This is a genomic window from Enterobacter sp. J49 (assembly GCF_002148625.1).
Taxonomy (GTDB): domain Bacteria; phylum Pseudomonadota; class Gammaproteobacteria; order Enterobacterales; family Enterobacteriaceae; genus Enterobacter; species Enterobacter ludwigii.
Map to the genome: position 1 here is coordinate 103,092 of NZ_MWPY01000014.1, position 20,220 is coordinate 123,311.

General features: G+C 56.6%; 18 protein-coding genes. 15 read left to right on the forward strand and 3 right to left on the reverse strand.

All coding sequences use genetic code 11. The features are described from left to right. The first annotated feature begins 1 nt into the window (after position 1). The 6 genes from livF to ugpQ all read left to right on the forward strand — a co-directional run bounded on the left by livF (position 2) and on the right by ugpQ (position 5,879). On the forward strand, positions 2 to 715 hold the full coding sequence (gene livF / locus BJP35_RS00855) for a high-affinity branched-chain amino acid ABC transporter ATP-binding protein LivF (protein WP_020884549.1): 714 nt from the start codon (positions 2 to 4) through the stop codon (positions 713 to 715). A gap of 226 nt (positions 716 to 941) precedes the next feature. Next, positions 942 to 2,258 carry a sn-glycerol-3-phosphate ABC transporter substrate-binding protein UgpB gene (gene ugpB / locus BJP35_RS00860; protein ID WP_047742599.1) on the forward strand — a complete coding sequence of 439 codons (1,317 nt, stop codon included), beginning with the start codon at positions 942 to 944 and terminating at the stop codon, positions 2,256 to 2,258. 73 nt (positions 2,259 to 2,331) lie between these two features. Further along, positions 2,332 to 3,219 carry a sn-glycerol-3-phosphate ABC transporter permease UgpA gene (gene ugpA, locus BJP35_RS00865; RefSeq protein ID WP_014171998.1) on the forward strand — a complete coding sequence of 296 codons (888 nt, stop codon included), beginning with the start codon at positions 2,332 to 2,334 and terminating at the stop codon, positions 3,217 to 3,219. Then, complete coding sequence (ugpE, locus tag BJP35_RS00870; RefSeq protein WP_014171997.1) at positions 3,216 to 4,061, forward strand: sn-glycerol-3-phosphate ABC transporter permease UgpE; 846 nt, start codon at positions 3,216 to 3,218, stop codon at positions 4,059 to 4,061. The genes ugpA and ugpE overlap by 4 nt, the downstream gene beginning before the upstream one ends. A 1-nt stretch (position 4,062) precedes the next feature. Beyond that, positions 4,063 to 5,133 carry a sn-glycerol-3-phosphate import ATP-binding protein UgpC gene (locus BJP35_RS00875; RefSeq protein ID WP_032679131.1) on the forward strand — a complete coding sequence of 357 codons (1,071 nt, stop codon included), beginning with the start codon at positions 4,063 to 4,065 and terminating at the stop codon, positions 5,131 to 5,133. After that, positions 5,130 to 5,879, forward strand: coding sequence for a glycerophosphodiester phosphodiesterase (ugpQ, locus tag BJP35_RS00880; RefSeq protein WP_047742597.1), 750 nt, complete (start codon positions 5,130 to 5,132; stop codon positions 5,877 to 5,879). The genes BJP35_RS00875 and ugpQ overlap by 4 nt, the downstream gene beginning before the upstream one ends. Here ugpQ and BJP35_RS00885 read toward each other — a convergent pair. Beyond that, positions 5,860 to 6,246, reverse strand: a complete 387-nt coding sequence (locus tag BJP35_RS00885; protein ID WP_025202844.1) for a DUF2756 family protein — start codon at positions 6,244 to 6,246, stop codon at positions 5,860 to 5,862. The genes ugpQ and BJP35_RS00885 overlap by 20 nt on opposite strands. 126 nt (positions 6,247 to 6,372) lie before the next feature. Between BJP35_RS00885 and ggt the strand changes: the two genes are divergently transcribed. Continuing rightward, complete coding sequence (gene ggt, locus BJP35_RS00890; RefSeq protein ID WP_025202845.1) at positions 6,373 to 8,115, forward strand: gamma-glutamyltransferase; 1,743 nt, start codon at positions 6,373 to 6,375, stop codon at positions 8,113 to 8,115. 39 nt (positions 8,116 to 8,154) lie between these two features. On the opposite strand, the gene yhhY is transcribed toward ggt, so the two are convergent. After that, complete coding sequence (yhhY, locus tag BJP35_RS00895) at positions 8,155 to 8,643, reverse strand: N-acetyltransferase (protein WP_014171992.1); 489 nt, start codon at positions 8,641 to 8,643, stop codon at positions 8,155 to 8,157. Between the two features lie 308 nt (positions 8,644 to 8,951). Here yhhY and BJP35_RS00900 point away from each other — a divergent pair, with 308 nt between their 5' ends. The 5 genes from BJP35_RS00900 (at position 8,952) to gntU (ending at position 13,901) form a co-directional block, all read left to right on the forward strand. Then, complete coding sequence (locus BJP35_RS00900; RefSeq protein ID WP_020884555.1) at positions 8,952 to 9,989, forward strand: oxidoreductase; 1,038 nt, start codon at positions 8,952 to 8,954, stop codon at positions 9,987 to 9,989. Between the two features lie 122 nt (positions 9,990 to 10,111). Further along, entirely contained in the window at positions 10,112 to 10,807 is a 696-nt protein-coding gene (locus tag BJP35_RS00905) for a pirin family protein (protein ID WP_014171990.1), read from the forward strand. Between the two features lie 100 nt (positions 10,808 to 10,907). After that, positions 10,908 to 11,903: a gluconate operon transcriptional repressor GntR gene (gene gntR / locus BJP35_RS00910; RefSeq protein WP_014171989.1), complete on the forward strand. Its 996-nt coding sequence runs from the start codon at positions 10,908 to 10,910 to the stop codon at positions 11,901 to 11,903. A gap of 126 nt (positions 11,904 to 12,029) precedes the next feature. Next, positions 12,030 to 12,557 carry a gluconokinase gene (gene gntK / locus BJP35_RS00915; RefSeq protein WP_020884556.1) on the forward strand — a complete coding sequence of 176 codons (528 nt, stop codon included), beginning with the start codon at positions 12,030 to 12,032 and terminating at the stop codon, positions 12,555 to 12,557. A gap of 3 nt (positions 12,558 to 12,560) precedes the next feature. Beyond that, positions 12,561 to 13,901 (forward strand): gluconate transporter, encoded by a 1,341-nt coding sequence (gntU, locus tag BJP35_RS00920; protein WP_014171987.1) that lies wholly within the window; start codon positions 12,561 to 12,563, stop codon positions 13,899 to 13,901. A 50-nt stretch (positions 13,902 to 13,951) separates the two neighbouring features. On the opposite strand, the gene yhgN is transcribed toward gntU, so the two are convergent. Beyond that, positions 13,952 to 14,545, reverse strand: coding sequence for an NAAT family transporter YhgN (gene yhgN, locus BJP35_RS00925; protein ID WP_003861574.1), 594 nt, complete (start codon positions 14,543 to 14,545; stop codon positions 13,952 to 13,954). Positions 14,546 to 14,722: 177 nt separating this feature from the next. On the opposite strand from yhgN, the gene asd reads away from it, so the two are divergent. The 3 genes from asd (at position 14,723) to glgX (ending at position 20,214) form a co-directional block, all read left to right on the forward strand. Then, the gene (asd, locus tag BJP35_RS00930; RefSeq protein WP_014171986.1) at positions 14,723 to 15,826 is read left to right on the forward strand and encodes an aspartate-semialdehyde dehydrogenase; all 1,104 of its coding nucleotides are present in this window, start codon (positions 14,723 to 14,725) and stop codon (positions 15,824 to 15,826) included. Positions 15,827 to 16,057: 231 nt separating this feature from the next. Beyond that, positions 16,058 to 18,244, forward strand: coding sequence for a 1,4-alpha-glucan branching enzyme (gene glgB / locus BJP35_RS00935; RefSeq protein ID WP_086462856.1), 2,187 nt, complete (start codon positions 16,058 to 16,060; stop codon positions 18,242 to 18,244). After that, entirely contained in the window at positions 18,241 to 20,214 is a 1,974-nt protein-coding gene (gene glgX, locus BJP35_RS00940; RefSeq protein WP_025202848.1) for a glycogen debranching protein GlgX, read from the forward strand. The genes glgB and glgX overlap by 4 nt, the downstream gene beginning before the upstream one ends. Positions 20,215 to 20,220 lie beyond the last annotated feature (6 nt).

Below are 20,220 nucleotides of genomic sequence, written 5' to 3' on the forward strand. Positions count from 1 at the left end.
GATGGAAAAAGCGATGTTAACGTTCGACAAGGTTAATGCTCACTACGGCAAGATACAGGCGCTGCACGATGTCAGCCTGCATATCAATCAGGGCGAAATCGTCACCCTGATTGGCGCGAACGGTGCGGGTAAAACCACGCTGCTCGGCACCCTGTGCGGCGACCCGCGCGCCACCAGCGGGCGGATTGTCTTTGATGGCAAAGATATTACCGACTGGCAAACCGCCAGAATCATGCGTGAAGCGGTAGCGATTGTCCCGGAAGGGCGTCGCGTCTTCTCACGAATGACGGTGGAAGAGAACCTTGCGATGGGCGGCTTCTTTGCCGACCGCGACCAGTACCAGTCCCGCATCAAATGGGTCTATGAGCTGTTTCCGCGTTTGTGGGAGCGCCGTATTCAGCGGGCCGGCACGATGTCCGGTGGTGAACAGCAGATGCTGGCGATTGGTCGCGCGCTGATGAGCCAGCCGCGTTTACTGCTGCTGGATGAACCGTCGCTCGGTCTTGCGCCGATCATCATTCAGCAGATCTTCGACACCATCGAACAGCTGCGTAAAGAGGGGATGACCATCTTCCTCGTCGAGCAGAACGCCAACCAGGCGCTGAAGCTCGCCGACCGCGGCTACGTGCTGGAAAACGGCCACGTGGTGCTCTCCGATACCGGTGACGCGCTGCTGGCAAACGAAGCGGTGCGAAGCGCCTATCTCGGCGGCTAGATAAAGCAAAAGCAAAAAGGCAACGTCAGTTGCCTTTTTTCATGCAGGGCACCAGACCGCACCGAACTTACCCCAACCGCCTTCACACAACCATCATCCGCCTGACGTTTTGTTGTCATCTCACTGTAAAGAAAAAGTTATTTTTCTGTCATTCGAGCATGTCATGTTACCTCGCGAGCATAAAAACGCGTGATATCGCGCATCCGGCACAATAAGAGAGATGACAATGACATCGTTACGACACACAGCTTTGGGTCTGGCAATGGGTCTGGCTTTTGCGGCGAACGCAATGGCTGTCACCACCATTCCGTTCTGGCATTCCATGGAAGGGGAGTTGGGTAAAGAAGTTGACTCCCTGGCGCAGCGTTTCAACGACACCCATCCGGATTACAAAATTGTGCCGGTGTACAAAGGTAACTACGAGCAGAGCCTGAGCGCGGGCATTGCCGCTTTCCGTACCGGTAATGCACCTGCGCTGCTTCAGGTTTACGAAGTCGGTACTGCGACCATGATGGCCTCTAAAGCCATTAAACCGGTTTACGAAGTGTTTAAAGACGCAGGTATCAACTTCGACGAATCGCAGTTCGTGCCGACCGTGGCGGGTTACTACACCGATTCCAAAACCGGTCATTTGCTGTCTCAGCCGTTTAACAGCTCCACGCCGGTGCTGTACTACAACAAAGACGCCTTCAGGAAAGCCGGTTTAGATCCGGAACAACCGCCAAAAACCTGGCAGGATCTGGCGGCGTACACCGCTAAGCTGAAAGCGGCGGGGATGAAGTGCGGCTACGCCAGCGGCTGGCAGGGCTGGATCCAGATTGAAAACTTCAGCGCCTGGCACGGCCTGCCGGTGGCCACCAAAAACAACGGCTTCGACGGCACCGACGCGGTACTGGAGTTCAACAAGCCAGAGCAGGTGAAGCACATCGCTCTGCTTGCCGATCTCAACAAGAAGGGCGATTTCAGCTACTTCGGGCGTAAAGACGAATCCACCGAGAAGTTCTACAACGGTGACTGCGCGATTACGACCGCCTCTTCCGGCTCTCTGGCGGATATCCGTCATTACGCAAAATTCAACTACGGCGTAGGCATGATGCCTTACGACGCTGACGTGAAAGGCGCACCGCAGAACGCCATCATCGGTGGGGCGAGCCTGTGGGTCATGCAGGGCAAAGACAAGGGCACCTACAAGGGCGTGGCCGAGTTCCTCGACTTCCTGGCGAAACCAGAGAATGCCGCCGAATGGCATCAGAAAACCGGCTACCTGCCTATCACCACGGCTGCGTATGACCTGACCCGCGAGCAGGGCTTCTACAGCAAAAACCCGGGCGCGGATATCGCGACGCGTCAGATGCTCAACAAGCCGCCATTGCCGTTCACCAAAGGCCTGCGTCTGGGGAACATGCCGCAGATCCGTACCATCGTAGATGAAGAGCTGGAAAGCGTGTGGACCGGGAAGAAAACCCCACAGCAGGCGCTGGATTCTGCGGTAGAGCGCGGTAATCAGCTGCTGCGCCGCTTTGAGCAATCAACAAAGTCTTAATCATTTTACCCTCATCCTGTCCCTCTCCCTGTGGGAAGGGCTGGGGTGAGGGCTACCTACGCTGAGCTAAACTATGTCCTCATCCCGTCCGGTGTTCCGTTCGCGCTGGCTGCCGTATTTGCTGGTCGCGCCGCAGCTGGTCATCACCGTTATCTTCTTTATCTGGCCTGCGGGCGAGGCGCTCTGGTACTCGGTACAAAGCGTCGATCCGTTTGGGCTTTCCAGCCAGTTTGTCGGGCTGGACAACTTTACCGCACTGTTCCATGACAGCTATTACCTCGACGCCTTCTGGACGACCATGAAGTTCAGCGCGCTGGTCACTGTCAGCGGCCTTGTCGCATCGCTCTTTTTCGCGGCGCTGGTGGATTACGTGGTGCGCGGCAGCCGTCTGTATCAGACGCTGATGCTGCTACCTTACGCCGTGGCGCCTGCCGTCGCCGCCGTGCTGTGGATCTTCCTGTTTAACCCAGGGCGCGGGCTGATTACCCATTTCCTGGCGGAGTTCGGCTACGACTGGAACCACGCCCAGAACAGCGGTCAGGCGATGTTCCTGGTGGTCTTCGCGTCGGTGTGGAAACAGATCAGCTACAACTTCCTGTTCTTCTTTGCTGCGCTGCAGTCTATTCCGCGCTCGCTGGTTGAAGCCGCGGCGATTGATGGTGCAGGGCCGGTCCGTCGTTTCTTTAGGCTGTCGCTGCCGCTGATTGCCCCGGTGAGTTTCTTCCTGCTGGTGGTCAACCTGGTTTACGCCTTCTTCGACACCTTCCCGGTGATCGACGCCGCCACGGCCGGTGGCCCGGTGCAGGCCACGACGACGCTTATCTATAAGATCTATCGCGAAGGCTTTGCCGGTCTGGATCTCTCGGCATCTGCCGCCCAGTCGGTCGTGCTGATGTTCCTCGTCATCCTTCTCACGGTAGTGCAGTTCCGTTATGTCGAAAGTAAGGTGCGCTACCAATGATCGAGAACCGTCGCGGGCTGACGATGTTCAGCCACACCATGCTGATTTTGGGCATCATCGTCATTCTGTTCCCGCTGTATGTGGCCTTCGTTGCCGCCACGCTGGACACCAAAGCGGTGTTTGATACGCCGATGACGCTGATCCCAGGCGGGCATCTTTTCGAAAACATGAAAACCATCTGGACCCAGGGCGTGGGCGCTAACAGCGCGCCATTCTGGCTGATGATGCTGAACAGCTTCATCATGGCGTTCGGTATTACGGTGGGCAAAATCACGGTGTCGATGCTCTCGGCTTTCGCCATCGTCTGGTTCCGCTTTCCCCTGCGTAACCTGTTCTTCTGGATGATCTTCATCACCCTGATGCTGCCGGTCGAAGTGCGTATCTTCCCGACGGTGGAAGTGATCGCCAACCTGAAGATGCTGGACAGCTACGCAGGTTTAACCCTGCCGCTGATGGCCTCGGCCACCGCCACCTTCCTGTTCCGCCAGTTCTTTATGACCCTGCCGGACGAGCTGATTGAGGCCGCGCGTATTGACGGAGCCTCGCCGATGCGCTTCTTCCGTGACATCGTGCTGCCGCTGTCGAAAACCAACCTTGCGGCGCTGTTTGTCATCACCTTTATCTACGGCTGGAACCAGTATCTGTGGCCGCTGCTGATTATTCAGGACGTCAATCTTGGCACCGCCGTGGCGGGCATCAAAGGCATGATCGCCACCGGTGAAGGCACCACGCTCTGGAATCAGGTGATGGCGGCGATGCTGCTCACCCTTATCCCCCCGGTCGTTATCGTTTTAGCCATGCAACGTGCGTTCGTGCGTGGTTTAGTGGACAGTGAGAAATAAGATGGCAGGTTTAAAATTACAGGCAGTGACCAAAAGCTGGGACAACAAAACCCAGGTCATTCAGCCGTTAACGCTCGACGTGGCGGACGGGGAGTTTATCGTGATGGTTGGCCCGTCAGGCTGCGGCAAATCGACGCTGCTGCGTATGGTTGCCGGGCTTGAACGTGTGACCAGCGGCGATATCTGGATCGATCGCCAGCGCGTGACCGAGATGGAGCCGAAGGACCGGGGCATCGCGATGGTGTTTCAGAACTACGCCCTTTATCCGCACATGAGCGTGGAAGAGAACATGGCCTGGGGGCTGAAAATCCGCGGGATGGGCAAAAGCCATATCGATGAGCGCGTGAAAGAGGCGGCGCGTATTCTGGAGCTGGATGGCCTGCTCAAGCGTCGTCCGCGTGAACTGTCCGGCGGACAGCGCCAGCGCGTGGCGATGGGGCGCGCCATTGTGCGTGACCCTGCGGTGTTCCTGTTCGACGAGCCGCTCTCAAACCTTGATGCCAAGCTGCGCGTGCAGATGCGCCTTGAGTTGCAGCAGCTGCACCGTCGTCTGAAAACCACCTCCCTGTATGTGACGCACGATCAGGTGGAAGCGATGACCCTCGCCCAGCGCGTGATGGTGATGAACAAAGGCGTCGCCGAACAGATTGGCACCCCGGTGGAGGTATACGAGAAACCGGCCTCCCGCTTTGTGGCGAGCTTTATTGGCAGTCCGGCGATGAACCTGCTGGAAGGGCGGCTCAGCAGCGCCGGTACGCATTTTGAGCTGGAAAGTGGGATGGCGCTGCCCGTAAACGGGTACTATCGTGGCTATGCCGGGCGTAAGATGACGCTCGGTATCCGCCCGGAACATATTGGGTTAACCTCACAGGCGGAAGGCGGCGTGCCGCTGGTCATGGACACGCTGGAGATGCTGGGGGCTGACAACCTGGCGCACGGACGTTGGGGTGAACAAAAAATGGTGGTGCGTCTGGCCCATCAGGAGCGCCCTAAAGCAGGCAGCACGCTGTGGCTGCATCTGCCGGAAAATCACCTGCACGTATTCGACGGTGAAACAGGACAACGTATATGAGTAACTGGCCTTATCCCCACATCGTCGCCCACCGGGGCGGCGGTAAACTGGCGCCGGAAAACACGCTGGCGGCTATCGATATGGGCGCGCATTACGGTCACACGATGATCGAGTTCGACGCCAAGCTATCGAAAGACGGCGAGATTTTCCTTCTGCATGATGACAACCTCGAACGTACCAGCAATGGCTGGGGCGTGGCGGGAGACCTGCCGTGGCGCGATCTGCTGAACGTCGACGCCGGAAGCTGGTACAGCAGCGAGTTCAAAGGCGAGCCGCTGCCGCTGCTGGCGGAAGTGGCCGACCGCTGTCGCCTGCACGGCATGATGGCCAATATCGAAATCAAACCAACCACCGGCACCGGGCCGTTCACAGGTAAAGTCATTGCGCTGGCCGCGCGTGAGCTGTGGGAGGGCATGACGCCACCCCTGCTGTCGTCGTTTGACATTGATGCCCTGGAGGCGGCGCAGGCGTCCGTTCCGGCGTTGCCGCGCGGACTGCTGCTCGACACGTGGCGTGATGACTGGCGTGAGCTGACCAGCCGTTTAGGGTGTGTGTCGATTCACCTGAACCACGCGCTGCTGGATGAGGCGCGGGTAAAAATGTTGAAAGAGGCGGGGCTGCATATCCTGGTCTATACCGTCAACAAACCCCAGCGCGCGGCAGAGCTGCTGCGCTGGGGGGTGGACAGTATCTGTACCGATGCGATTGACGTAATCGGCCCGAACTTTAGTTCTGCGAAGAATTAAGCATCCCGCCATTCGACGGTGACTGGGACGGCAGCATATGCTGCTGTCCGCTGCCCGACGAGGTCATCCCGCCCAGCATCCCGCCGTTCGGGTTAGGCAGCGGCTGCTCACGCACCTGACCCTGCTGTATGCGCTGGGTGTTGGTGTTCATCTGGTTTTGCAGGCTTTGCTGCTGCACCTGGGTCTGCGTTTTCAACTGCTGGTTCAGCATCCCTTTCTGCTGTTGCTGCTGGCTCATCATCTCCGTTTGCATACGCTGCTGGCTTGGAATGACGTAGCCCTGCTGGTTCGGGTTGTTCATCGTATTGAGTGGCTGTGCGAGCGCGGCAAACGGAAGCAGCGCCGTAAGAATCAGTAAGCGTTTCATTGTCATCTCCTTCTTTTGAGGCTTCTCTTAAGTTTACCCTGATTTCACCATGACGATGATTTTTTAGGAGTTGTGAACCAGGCTTAAGCGGGGAATATGGCCCTCTTCACCTGGAGAACAATAATGATGAAACCAACGTTTTTGCGCTGGATAGCGATCGCCGCGCTGATGGCAGGCGGCACATTTAGCGTGGCGGCCAACCCGCCAGCGGCTCCGCCAGTCTCGTACGGCGTGGAGGAAGATGTTTTTCATCCCGTGCGGGCAACGCAGGGTATGGTGGCGTCGGTGGATGCGCTGGCAACGAAAGTGGGCGTCGATATTCTCCGGCAGGGCGGTAATGCGGTGGATGCGGCAGTCGCGGTGGGCTATGCGCTGGCGGTGACGCATCCGCAGGCGGGGAACCTGGGCGGCGGCGGCTTTATGATGCTGCGGACCAAAGACGGCAAAACCACCGCCATCGACTTCCGTGAGATGGCCCCCGGACAGGCTTCCCGCGATATGTTCCTTGACGATCAAGGCAACCCGGACAGCAAAAAATCCCTGACCTCGCATCTTGCCTCCGGTACGCCGGGCACCGTCGCAGGCTTCTCCCTGGCGCTGGAAAAATATGGCACCCTGCCGCTCAACAAAGTGGTACAGCCTGCGATTAAGCTCGCCCGCGAAGGTTTTGTGGTGAATGACGCCCTGGCTGACGATCTTAAAACCTATGGCAGCGAAGTGATTCCGAATCACGAAAACAGCAAGGCTATCTTCTGGAAAGACGGCGAACCGCTGAAGAAGGGCGATAAGCTGGTGCAGAAGAACCTGGCGAAAAGTCTGGAGCTGATCGCGGAGCACGGCCCGGATGCGTTCTACAAAGGGGCGATTGCCGACCAGATTGCCGAAGAGATGCAAAAGAACGGTGGGCTTATCACCAAAGCGGATCTCGCGGAGTACAAGGCCGTCGAGCGTGAGCCGATTCACGGAAGCTATCGCGGCTATGACGTTTTCTCGATGCCGCCTCCGTCTTCCGGCGGCATTCACATCGTGCAGATCCTCAACATTCTTGAAAACTTCGATATGCACAAGTTCGGCTTCGGCAGTGCGGATGCCATGCAGGTGATGGCAGAGGCGGAAAAACGCGCCTACGCCGACCGTTCAGAATACCTGGGCGACCCGGACTTCGTGAAGGTGCCGTGGCAGGCGCTGACCAATAAAGCCTATGCTAAATCGATTGCTGATGAGATTGACATCAACAAGGCCAAACCGTCGAGCGAGATCCGCCCGGGCAAGCTGGCACCGTATGAGAGCAACCAGACCACCCACTTCTCGGTGGTGGATAAAGACGGTAACGCGGTGGCGGTGACCTATACCCTCAACACCACCTTTGGTACAGGCATCGTGGCAGGCAACAGCGGGATTCTGCTCAATAACGAGATGGATGACTTCTCGGCCAAACCGGGCGTGCCGAACGTCTACGGGCTGGTGGGTGGGGATGCGAATGCGGTCGGACCGAAGAAGCGTCCGCTATCGTCCATGTCGCCTACCATCGTGGTCAAAGACGGTAAAACCTGGCTGGTGACAGGCAGCCCTGGCGGCAGCCGTATTATCACCACGGTGCTGCAGATGGTGGTGAACAGCATCGACTTTGGAATGAATGTCGCCGAAGCGACGAACGCACCACGTTTCCATCATCAGTGGCTGCCGGATGAGTTGCGCGTTGAGAAGGGCTTTAGCCCGGACACCTTAAAACTGCTGGAGCAGCGCGGGCAGAAGGTGGCGCTGAAAGAGGCAATGGGCAGCACCCAGAGCATTATGGTCGGCCCGGACGGCACGCTGTTTGGGGCCTCGGATCCGCGTTCGGTGGATGATTTGACGGCGGGGTTCTGATTTTATTGCCCGGTAAGCGTCGCGTTACCGGGCAATTTATCACTTCAGCCGCGCCATGTAATACGCGTCCACATAGTCGCCGTTACGCAGGGCGAAGTTCCTGCCGGTCCCTTCGATTTCAAACCCAAACTTCTTATACAGCGCCAGTGCCGCAGGGTTATCCGCAAAAACCGTGAGCTCAATGCGTTCAATGCGCAACCAGTTGTCGCAGAGATTGACCATTTCGCGCATGAGCGCACGACCCACACCGCGTCCCTGTACATCAGCGGCCACGCTAATGCCGAACGTTGCAACGTGGCTGCGGCGGGGATTTTCCATCACATCGAGTGCCATATGGCCAACCACTCGCTGGTCCAGACAGGCGACGAGATGCCGTCTTCCCGGTTTCGTCGCGACCCGGTCATGCCACATATCCATTGAGGGATGGGGAAGTTGTAGCGTGTCGTGATACACCCCAGGATGCGACATAATGTCACGTAGCGCTTCTGCATCGCGGGCTTCGATATGGCGTATCACAATCTCACTCATTCCTTCATCCTCAGTCAGTTAAACGTCCATTCCAACATCAGTGAGATTAAAATTTGAGTCAACTGCTAATTTTTGCAAAAAAGATTGGACAAGTGCGAATGAGAATGATTATTATTGCTCTGCGTTCAGGAAGACCCCTACGGGAACCTGAAAGCACGACATTGCTCACATTGCTTCCAGTATTACTTTAGCCAGCTTTACGCTGGCTTTTTTTTGTCTTTTTTCGCCCGCTCCCCATGGAAGAGGGCTGGGGTGAGGGCAAAACTTGCGCTATGGTTGCACTCAGTAACCTTAAAAAGGACTGAGCCATGACATTACATTGCGCATTTATTGGATTTGGCAAAAGCACCACGCGTTACCACCTTCCGTATGTTCTCAACCGCAAAGACAGCTGGCACGTTGCCCATATCTACCGGCGTCGCGCGAAGCCGGAAGAGCAGTCTCCCCAGTACTCCCATATTCATTTCACCTGCGATCTTGATGAGGTCCTCAACGATCCGCAGGTCAAACTGGTGATTGTCTGTACCCATGCTGACAGCCATTTCGAGTACGCAAAACGCGCGCTGGAGGCGGGCAAAAACGTGCTGGTGGAAAAGCCGTTTACCCCGACAATGGCAGAGGCGAAAACGTTGTTTGACCTGGCGAAGCGCAAAGGGCTGACCGTCACGCCGTACCAAAACCGCCGCTTTGACAGCTGCTTCCTGACGGCAAAAAAAGTGATTGAGAGCGGTAAACTGGGTGACATCGTCGAGATTGAAAGCCACTTTGATTACTACCGTCCGGTGGCCGAAACGCATCCCGGCCTGCCGCAGGATGGCTCATTCTATGGTCTGGGCGTGCATACGCTCGATCAAATCATCTCTCTGTTTGGCCGACCGGACCACATGGCGTACGATATCCGCAGCCTGCGCAACAAAGCCAATCCGGATGACACCTTCGAAGCCCAGCTGTTTTACGGCGACCTGAAAGCCATCGTCAAAACCAGCCATCTGGTGAAAATTGACTACCCGAAATTTATCGTTCACGGCACCCGAGGCTCGTTTATCAAGTACGGTATCGACCAGCAGGAGACCAGCCTGAAGGCGAACATTATGCCCGGCGACCCGGGGTTTGCGGCGGATGACTCCGTGGGCGTGCTGGAGTACGTCAACGCAGAGGGCATCACCGTTAGAGAGGACGTGAAACCCGAAGCGGGTGACTACGGACGCGTTTACGATGCGCTGTATGAGACCCTGACTAACGGTGCGCCCAATTACGTCAAGGAATCTGAAGTTATGACCAATCTCGAACTCCTTGAACGGGCCTTCGAACAGGCCTCTCCTGCCACGATAACCCTCGCCAGATAAGAAAACATGACTCCTCTTTGCTTGTTCTAAATTTTTGAACAGAGGAGTCAATTTTCACCCTCTATGATCCCAGGCCGTTTGCGTCCACACTTACTCCATCGAAACGAACTGAGGGTGAAATAATGATCTACTTACGCAAAGCAAACGAACGTGGTCACGCGAATCATGGCTGGCTGGACTCATGGCATTCATTCTCGTTTGCTGACTACTACGACCCGAACTTTATGGGCTTCTCCGCACTGCGCGTCATTAACGATGACGTGATTGATGCAGGCCAGGGCTTCGGTACCCACCCGCACAAAGACATGGAAATCCTGACGTATGTGCTGGAAGGGGCGGTTGAGCACCAGGACAGCATGGGCAACAAAGAGCAGGTTCCGGCGGGCGAGTTCCAGATTATGAGTGCGGGTACCGGGGTGCGTCACTCTGAATACAACCCAAGCAAAACGGAAAAACTGCACCTGTATCAAATCTGGATCATTCCGGAAGAAACCGGCATCACCCCGCGCTACGAACAGCGCCGCTTTGATGCTAAACAGGGCAAACAGCTGGTGCTCTCTCCGGATGCGCGTGACGGTTCGCTGAAAGTGCACCAGGATATGGAACTGTACCGCTGGGCGCTGGCAAAAGACGAACAGTCTGTCCATCAGATTGCCGCTAACCGCCGCGTCTGGATCCAGGTGGTGAAAGGCGAGGTGTCTATTAACGGCACGAAAGCTACCACGGCGGATGGTCTGGCAATCTGGGATGAGCAGGCACTGTCCGTGCATGCCGACAGTGAAAGCGAAATTCTGCTGTTTGATCTGCCACCGGTGTAATAAATCATAAATAAATGCCCATCCTTCCCTTTGACAGGGGAAGGATGGGCTTTGTCCGTGATAAACTGAGCAAATCTATCACTTACGATTTCTCAGGACGATGAAAAAGAAACGCCCCGTACTTCAGGATGTAGCCGATCGCGTCGGTGTGACCAAAATGACGGTCAGCCGGTTTTTACGTAACCCGGAACAGGTTTCCGTGGCGTTGCGTGGCAAGATTGCCGCTGCCCTCGATGAACTGGGGTATATCCCTAACCGCGCCCCCGATATTCTTTCGAATGCGACCAGCCGCGCGGTTGGCGTCCTCCTGCCTTCCTTAACCAACCAGGTTTTTGCCGAAGTGTTGCGCGGCATTGAAAGCGTGACCGATGCCTTTGGCTATCAGACCATGCTCGCCCACTATGGGTACAAGCCGGAACTGGAAGAAGAACGTCTTGAGTCCATGCTCTCCTGGAACATCGACGGTCTGATTTTAACCGAACGTACTCACACCCCCCGTACGCTAAAAATGATTGAAGTGGCAGGCATTCCGGTGGTGGAGCTGATGGACAGCCAGTCGCCGTGTCTCGATATTGCGGTGGGCTTTGATAACTTCGAAGCGGCGCGCCAGATGACGGCGGCTATCATTGCCCGCGGCCATCGCCATATTGCCTACCTGGGTGCACGTCTGGATGAACGTACTATCATCAAACAGAAGGGTTACGAGCAGGCAATGCTCGACGCCGGTTTAACACCGTACAGCGTGATGGTTGAGCAGTCGTCATCCTATACGTCGGGTATTGAGCTGATGCGTCAGGCACGACGCGAGTATCCGCAACTGGACGGTATTTTCTGTACCAACGATGACCTTGCGGTCGGTGCAGCGTTCGAATGCCAGCGTCTGGGGCTGAAGATCCCCGAAGACATGGCGATTGCCGGTTTCCACGGCCACGACATCGGCCAAGTGATGGAACCCCGTCTGGCGAGCGTCCTGACACCGCGTGAACGTATGGGCCGTATTGGCGCAGAACGCCTGCTGGCGCGCATACGTGGCGAGACGGTGACGCCGAAAATGTTAGATTTAGGTTTCACCTTGTCACCGGGTGGATCTATTTAAGCTGACAAATTTGAAGTGGGTCACACTTATTCACTTCGCGCACGTTTGGATATTGCTTCTCTTTTGCCCCGGCAGGACAATGTTACCGATAACTGTTACCCGTAACAATTGACTGAGGGACACCCTTTGAGCACGACTAATCATGATCACCACGTTTACGTCCTGATGGGCGTTTCCGGTAGCGGTAAATCTGCCGTGGCCAGCGAAGTGGCGCATCAACTTCATGCGGCGTTTCTTGATGGCGACTTCCTCCATCCGCGCAGCAATATCATGAAAATGGCCTCCGGCGAGCCGCTGAACGATGACGACCGCAAACCGTGGTTGCAGGCGCTGAATGACGCCGCGTTCGCGATGCAGCGTACCAACAAGGTCTCCCTGATCGTCTGCTCCGCGCTGAAAAAAACCTACCGCGACCTGCTGCGTGACGGCAACCCGAACCTCTCTTTCATCTACCTGAAAGGCGATTTCGAGGTGATTGAGAGCCGTCTGAAGGCGCGTAAAGGCCACTTCTTCAAAACCCAGATGCTGGTGACGCAGTTCGAAGCGTTGCAGGAGCCGGGTGACGATGAGAAAGACGTCTTAGTGGTTGATATCGATCAGTCACTGGAGGGTGTTGTTGCCAGCACCATCGAGGTCATTAATAAAAGGCAGTAAGTTTTGAGTACATTAACGCTAGTTTTAACAGCAGTTGGTTCCGTATTGCTGCTGCTGTTTTTAGTGATGAAAGCGCGTATGCATGCTTTCGTTGCCTTAATGGTGGTGTCTATTGGTGCAGGTCTCTTTTCCGGTATGCCGCTCGATAAGATCGCAGCGACGATGGAAAAAGGGATGGGAGGCACGCTGGGTTTCCTGGCCATTGTGGTCGCGCTGGGCGCGATGTTTGGCAAGATCCTGCATGAGACGGGCGCAGTCGACCAGATTGCCGTCAAAATGCTCAAATCCTTCGGACACAGCCGTGCGCACTACGCGATTGGCCTCGCCGGTCTGATTTGTGCGCTGCCGCTGTTCTTCGAAGTGGCCGTGGTGCTGCTGATTAGCGTGGCGTTCTCGATGGCGCGCCATACCGGCACTAACCTCGTGAAGCTGGTGATTCCGCTGTTTGCGGGCGTGGCGGCTGCGGCGGCGTTCCTGCTGCCTGGGCCTGCGCCGATGCTGCTGGCTTCTCAGATGCACGCCGATTTTGGCTGGATGATACTGATCGGCCTGTGTGCAGCGATCCCGGGAATGATTATTGCCGGCCCGCTGTGGGGCAACTTCATCAGCCGTTACGTTGAGCTTCACATTCCGGATGACGTCACCGAGCCGCACCTTGGCGAAGGCAAAATGCCGTCCTTCGGCTTCAGCCTGGCGCTGATCCTGCTGCCGCTGGTGCTGGTGGGGCTGAAAACCATCGCCGCGCGTTTCGTGCCGGTGGGGTCTACCGCGTACGAATGGTTTGAGTTTATCGGCCACCCGTTCACCGCGATCCTGGTGGCGTGTCTGGTGGCGATGTACGGCCTGGCGATGCGTCAGGGCATGCCGAAAGACAAAGTGATGGAAATCTGCGGCCATGCGCTGCAGCCGGCGGGTATCATTCTGCTGGTGATCGGTGCCGGTGGCGTGTTCAAACAGGTGCTGGTGGATTCCGGCGTGGGGCCGGCGCTGGGCGAAGCCCTGACCGGCATGGGGCTGCCCATTGCGGTGACCTGTTTCGTACTGGCTGCGGCGGTGCGTATCATCCAGGGCTCTGCGACGGTGGCATGTTTAACCGCCGTGGGTCTGGTGATGCCGGTGATTGAACAGCTTAACTACTCCGGTGCCCAGATGGCCGCGCTCTCAATCTGTATTGCGGGCGGTTCGATTGTGGTGTCACACGTCAACGACGCCGGCTTCTGGCTGTTTGGTAAATTTACCGGTGCGACCGAAGCGCAAACCCTGAAAACCTGGACGCTGATGGAAACCATCCTCGGTACGACGGGTGCCATTGTCGGGATGATTGCGTTTACGCTGTTGAGTTAAACCCGGCTAAAAGCTAAAGGACAACATAAGTTGTCCTTTTTTGTTTTTACCTAGCCCTTCATCCACGCGCGGATCCCGTCCAGGAACATCTGCGTCGCCATCATCACCAGAATCAACCCCATCAGGCGCTCCAGCGCGTTTACGCCTTTCTCACCCAGCAGGCGCAGGAACAACGACGACTGCAGCAGAATGATAAACGTCCCGCCCCAGGCAATCAGCAAGGCAATCACCAGATGGCTCATCTGATTGGGGTACTGATGCGACAGCAGCATCAGCGTTGCCAGAATCGTCGGTCCGGCGACAAGGGGAATCGCCAGCGGCACAATAAACGGCTCTTCCCCCGCGGGCAGGCCGCTGCTGCTGCCTTCGGCACTCGGGAAAATCATCTTAATCGCTATCAGGAACAGGATAATCCCACCGGAAATCGAAACCGTTTCGGCACGCAGATTCAGGAAGGCGAGGATTTTCTCACCGGCAAACAGGAAGATGAACATCACCAGCAGCGCGATAAGCAGCTCGCGGATCATGATCGCCCGACGGCGTTTGGGTTCGGTGTGCTTCAGCACCGACATGAAGATAGGCAGGTTGCCCAGAGGATCCATTATCAGGATCAATAAAACCGCCGCGGATATGATTTCACTCATTAAAATTATCCCTGAAACTCTCTATGGTTATTATGATGATTAGCGCTATTTCTGATTGGCGGGCCATCATCGATTAATTTCGCTTGCGACTTTGGCAGCATTTTGTAATGTGAAGCATATCCCAGTTGAATACTGGTTTGCACAATCAGCACACACCCTCTGCAGGAAAAAAATGCTATGAAAAACGTTGGTTTTATCGGCTGGCGCGGTATGGTCGGCTCTGTTCTCATGCAACGCATGGTTGAAGAGCGCGATTTTGACGCCATCCGCCCGGTCTTCTTCTCCACTTCCCAGCTCGGCCAGGCTGCACCTTCTTTTGGCGGCAGCACCGGTACGTTGCAGGATGCTTTCGATCTGGAAGCGCTGAAGGCACTCGACATTATTGTCACTTGCCAGGGCGGCGATTATACCAACGAAATTTATCCAAAGCTGCGTGAAAGCGGCTGGCAGGGCTACTGGATTGATGCGGCGTCTTCACTGCGCATGAAAGACGATGCCATCATCATTCTCGACCCGGTCAACCAGGACGTCATCACCGACGGCCTGAACAACGGCGTAAAAACCTTTGTCGGCGGTAACTGCACCGTCAGCCTGATGCTGATGTCCCTCGGCGGCCTGTTCGCGCAGGACCTGGTGGAGTGGGTCTCCGTGGCGACTTACCAGGCCGCGTCCGGCGGCGGTGCGCGCCATATGCGCGAGCTGCTGACGCAGATGGGCCAGTTGCACCACAGCGTTGCAACCGAGCTGGCAAACCCGGCCTCCGCTATTCTCGATATCGAGCGTAAAGTCACCGAGCTGACCCGCAGCGGCGAGCTGCCGGTGGATAATTTTGGTGTACCGCTGGCCGGTGGTCTGATCCCGTGGATCGACAAACAGCTGGATAACGGCCAGACCCGCGAAGAGTGGAAAGGTCAGGCTGAGACCAACAAAATACTCAATACCGCGAACACCATTCCAGTTGACGGTCTGTGCGTACGTATCGGCGCGCTGCGCTGCCACAGCCAGGCCTTCACGATTAAACTGAAAAAAGATGTGTCGATTCCGACCGTGGAAGAGCTGCTGGCTGCACACAACCCGTGGGCGAAAGTGGTTCCAAACGATCGCGACATCACCATGCGTGAATTGACCCCGGCTGCCGTCACCGGCACGCTGACCACCCCGGTGGGTCGTCTGCGTAAGCTGAACATGGGGCCGGAGTTCCTTTCTGCATTCACCGTCGGCGACCAGCTTCTGTGGGGCGCAGCCGAGCCGCTGCGTCGCATGCTGCGCCAGCTGGCGTAATAATTTGTTAAACCCTGGGGGGTGATTTTCACCCCCTTTTCCGCGTACTACATGGAGTAAAACGCATATGTCTTATTTTTTATCAGGAGTCATTTAGAGCGTTGGCTATGCTTTAAGGAAGAGTTATTTCTTACCTGAGGTTAGGACGGGGCTGAGAGGATGCCCGTTCAGGTCACATTAAAGTCGTCCCAGGCGCTAAAAAAGGACGACATAAAAAACAGGATGAATACCATGTCCGATCGTGTGGATAGAGACGTGATTAATGCGCTTATTGCGGGTCATTTTGCCGACCCCTTTTCCGTACTGGGGATGCACCGTACCGAGGCCGGGCTGGAAGTCCGGGCACTGTTACCGGATGCCACAGAAGTGTGGGTTATCGAACCCAAAACCGGCCGCAAGGTCGGCAATCTGGAATGCCTCGATTCTCGTGGCTTCTTTTCGGGCGTAATGCCCCGTCGTAAAAACCCTTTTCGTTATCAGCTTGCCGTTATCTGGCATGGTCAGCAAAATCTCATCGATGATCCCTACAGTTTTGGGCCTCTTTTACAGGAGATGGACGCGTGGCTGCTGTCTGAAGGTACCCACCTGCGACCTTATGAAACGCTGGGTGCCCATGCCGATACGATGGATGGCATCACCGGCACGCGGTTTGCCGTGTGGGCGCCTAACGCCCAGCGAGTTTCCGTTGTCGGCCAGTTCAACTACTGGGATGGCCGTCGTCACCCGATGCGTCTGCGCCGCGAAAGCGGTATCTGGGAGCTGTTTATCCCCGGCGCGCACAACGGCCAGCTGTATAAATTCGAGATGATCGATGCGCAAGGCAAGCTGCGTATTAAGTCCGACCCGTACGCCTTCGAAGCGCAGATGCGTCCGGAAACCGCGTCAATGATTTGCGGCCTGCCGGAAAAAGTTGTCCAGAGTGAAGAACGCAAGCAGGCCAACCGCTTTGATGCGCCAATCTCCGTCTACGAAGTGCATCTCGGTTCCTGGCGTCGCCATACCGATAATAACTTCTGGCTCAGCTACCGGGAGCTTGCCGACCAGCTGGTTCCGTACGCGAAATGGATGGGCTTTACCCACCTTGAGCTGCTGCCAATTAATGAACACCCGTTCGACGGAAGCTGGGGTTATCAGCCGACCGGGATGTACGCCCCGACGCGTCGCTTCGGCACGCGCGATGACTTCCGCTATTTTATCAATGCCGCGCACGCCGCCGGGTTAAACGTGATCCTCGACTGGGTGCCGGGTCATTTCCCGTCCGATGATTTTAGTCTTTCAGAGTTTGACGGCACTAAGCTGTACGAGCACAGCGACCCGCGCGAAGGCTATCACCAGGACTGGAACACGCTGATCTACAACTACGGTCGTCGTGAAGTGGCAAACTACCTCGTGGGCAATGCGCTGTACTGGATTGAGCGCTTTGGCATTGATGCCCTGCGCGTTGATGCCGTGGCGTCGATGATCTACCGCGACTACAGCCGCAAAGAAGGCGAGTGGATCCCGAACGAGTATGGCGGCCGTGAAAACCTGGAAGCGATTGAGTTTCTGCGCAACACCAACCGTATTATCGGCGAGCAGGTAGAAGGTGCGGTGACGATGGCGGAAGAGTCCACCGACTTCCCTGGCGTCTCCCGTCCACCGTCAACCGGCGGACTGGGGTTCTGGTACAAATGGAACCTGGGGTGGATGCACGACACGCTCGACTACATGAAGCTGGATCCCGTCTACCGCCAGTATCACCATGACAAGCTCACCTTTGGGCTGCTCTACAACTACACCGAGAACTTCATGCTGCCGCTGTCGCATGACGAAGTGGTGCATGGCAAAAAATCCATTCTCGACCGCATGCCGGGCGATGCATGGCAGAAGTTCGCCAACCTGCGCGCCTACTACGGCTGGATGTTCGCCTTCCCGGGTAAAAAACTGCTGTTTATGGGCAATGAGTTCGCCCAGGGGCGCGAGTGGAACCACGACACCAGCCTCGACTGGCATCTGCTGGAAGGGGGCGACAACTGGCACCACGGCGTACAGCGTCTGGTGCGGGACCTTAACCTGACCTACCGTCACCACAAAGCCCTGCATGAGCTTGATTTTGACCCGTACGGTTTCGAGTGGCTGGTGGTGGATGACCATGAGCGCTCGGTGTTTGTCTTTGTGCGGCGGGATAAAGCCGGCAACGAAATTATCGTCGCCAGCAACTTTACCCCTGTACCGCGCCATCATTATCGCTTCGGGATTAACCAGGCCGGCAAGTGGCGTGAAATCCTGAATACCGATTCCACGCACTACCACGGCAGCAATGCCGGTAACGGTGGTCTGGTGCAAAGCGATGCCATTGAAAGCCACGGGCGACCGAATTCCCTGAGCCTTACGCTACCGCCGCTCAGTACCATCTGGCTGATCCGGGAGGGGGAATGACCCAGCTTACGGCAGGTAAACCCGAACCGCTCGGGGCACGTTTTGATGGAAAGGGGGTGAATTTCACGCTCTTTTCTGCCCATGCGGAGCGGGTTGAACTGTGCGTATTTGACGGCGAGGGTAATGAACATCGTTACGACCTGCCGTCTCGCACAGGAGATACCTGGCACGGCTACCTGGCCGGGGGACGGCCAGGAATGCACTACGGCTATCGCGTACACGGCCCGTGGGCACCTGCGCAGGGGCACTGGTTTAACCCGGCGAAGCTGCTGATCGATCCGTGTGCGCACCGCGTGGATGGCGAGTTTAAAGACGACCCTATTTTCCATGTCGGCTACGGTGAACCCGACCACCGCGACAGCGCCCCCGTGGCGCCTAAAAGCGTGGTGGTGAACGATCTCTACGACTGGGAAGACGATGCCCCGCCGCGCACGCCGTGGGGCAACACCGTTATCTACGAGGCGCATGTCAAAGGGCTGACGTATCTGCATCCGTCAATCCCGAAAGAGATGCGCGGCACCTACAAGGCGCTCGGTCATCCGACCATGATTGCCTACCTTAAGCACCTCGGGATCACGGCCCTGGAGCTGTTGCCCGTCGCGCATTTTGCCAGTGAACCTCGTCTGCAGCGGCTGGGGCTCAGTAACTACTGGGGCTACAACCCGCTGGCGATGTTTGCGCTCGAACCCCGCTATGCCGCTCATCCGGACAAGGCGCGGGACGAGTTTCGTGATGCGGTAAAGGCGCTTCATGCGGCAGGTATTGAGGTCATTCTGGACGTGGTACTGAACCACAGTGCGGAAAGCGATCTCGATGGACCGACGCTCTCCATGCGCGGAATTGATAACCGTAGCTATTATTGGATCAGGGACGATGGCGATTACTTCAACTGGACCGGTTGCGGTAACACGCTCAATCTCAGCCACCCGGCGGTCATGCATTTCGCGTATGAATGCCTGAAGTACTGGGTGGACACGTTCCACGTCGACGGTTTTCGTTTTGATCTGGCACCCGTTATGGGGCGTACGCCGGCCTTCAGCCAGCAGGCGCCGCTGTTTGAAGCGATTAAAAACTGTCCGGTGCTGTCACAGGTGAAGCTCATTGCCGAGCCGTGGGACATCGGTGAAGGGGGTTATCAGGTCGGGAATTTCCCGCCCCTGTTTGCCGAGTGGAACGATCACTATCGCGATGCCGCGCGCCGCTTCTGGCTGGAACGGAATCTGTCGCTGGGGGAGTTCGCCGGACGCTTTGCCGGGTCCAGCGATCTTTTTAAGCGCGATGGCAAACGACCGTCTGCGACGATCAACCTGCTGACGGCGCACGACGGTTTTACGCTCCGGGACTGCGTTTGTTTCAATCAGAAACACAATGAAGCGAACGGCGAGGAGAATCGCGATGGCACTAACAATAACCATAGCTTCAATCATGGTATAGAAGGGTTAGGCGGAAGCCTTGATGTTATCGAGCGGCGACGCGCCAGCGTGCATGCGCTGCTGACAACGCTGTTATTGTCGCAGGGCACGCCGATGCTGCTGGCAGGCGATGAACATGGTCACAGTCAGCATGGTAACAACAATGCGTATTGCCAGGACAACACGTTGACCTGGCTCGACTGGGGTGAAGCGAACAGCGGGTTGATTCACTTTACCGCTGCGCTGATCCATCTTCGCCAGCAAATTCCCGCGCTCACCGCCGATCGCTGGTGGGAAGAGGGCGACGGTAATGTCCGCTGGCTGAATCAAGACGCGCAACCCTTAAGCGCGCAAGAGTGGCAACACGGCGTACCACGCCTGCAAATCCTGCTTTCGGAGAGGTGGCTGGTCACGCTGAACGCGACGGATGACGTCGCTGAGATTGTTTTACCTGACGGGGAATGGCGCGCTGTTCCCCCATTTGCCGGAGCGGATAATCCGGTAGTAATGGCTGTCTGGCACGGGCCTGCGCACGGAGTGTGCGTATTCCAAAGATGATAAAAA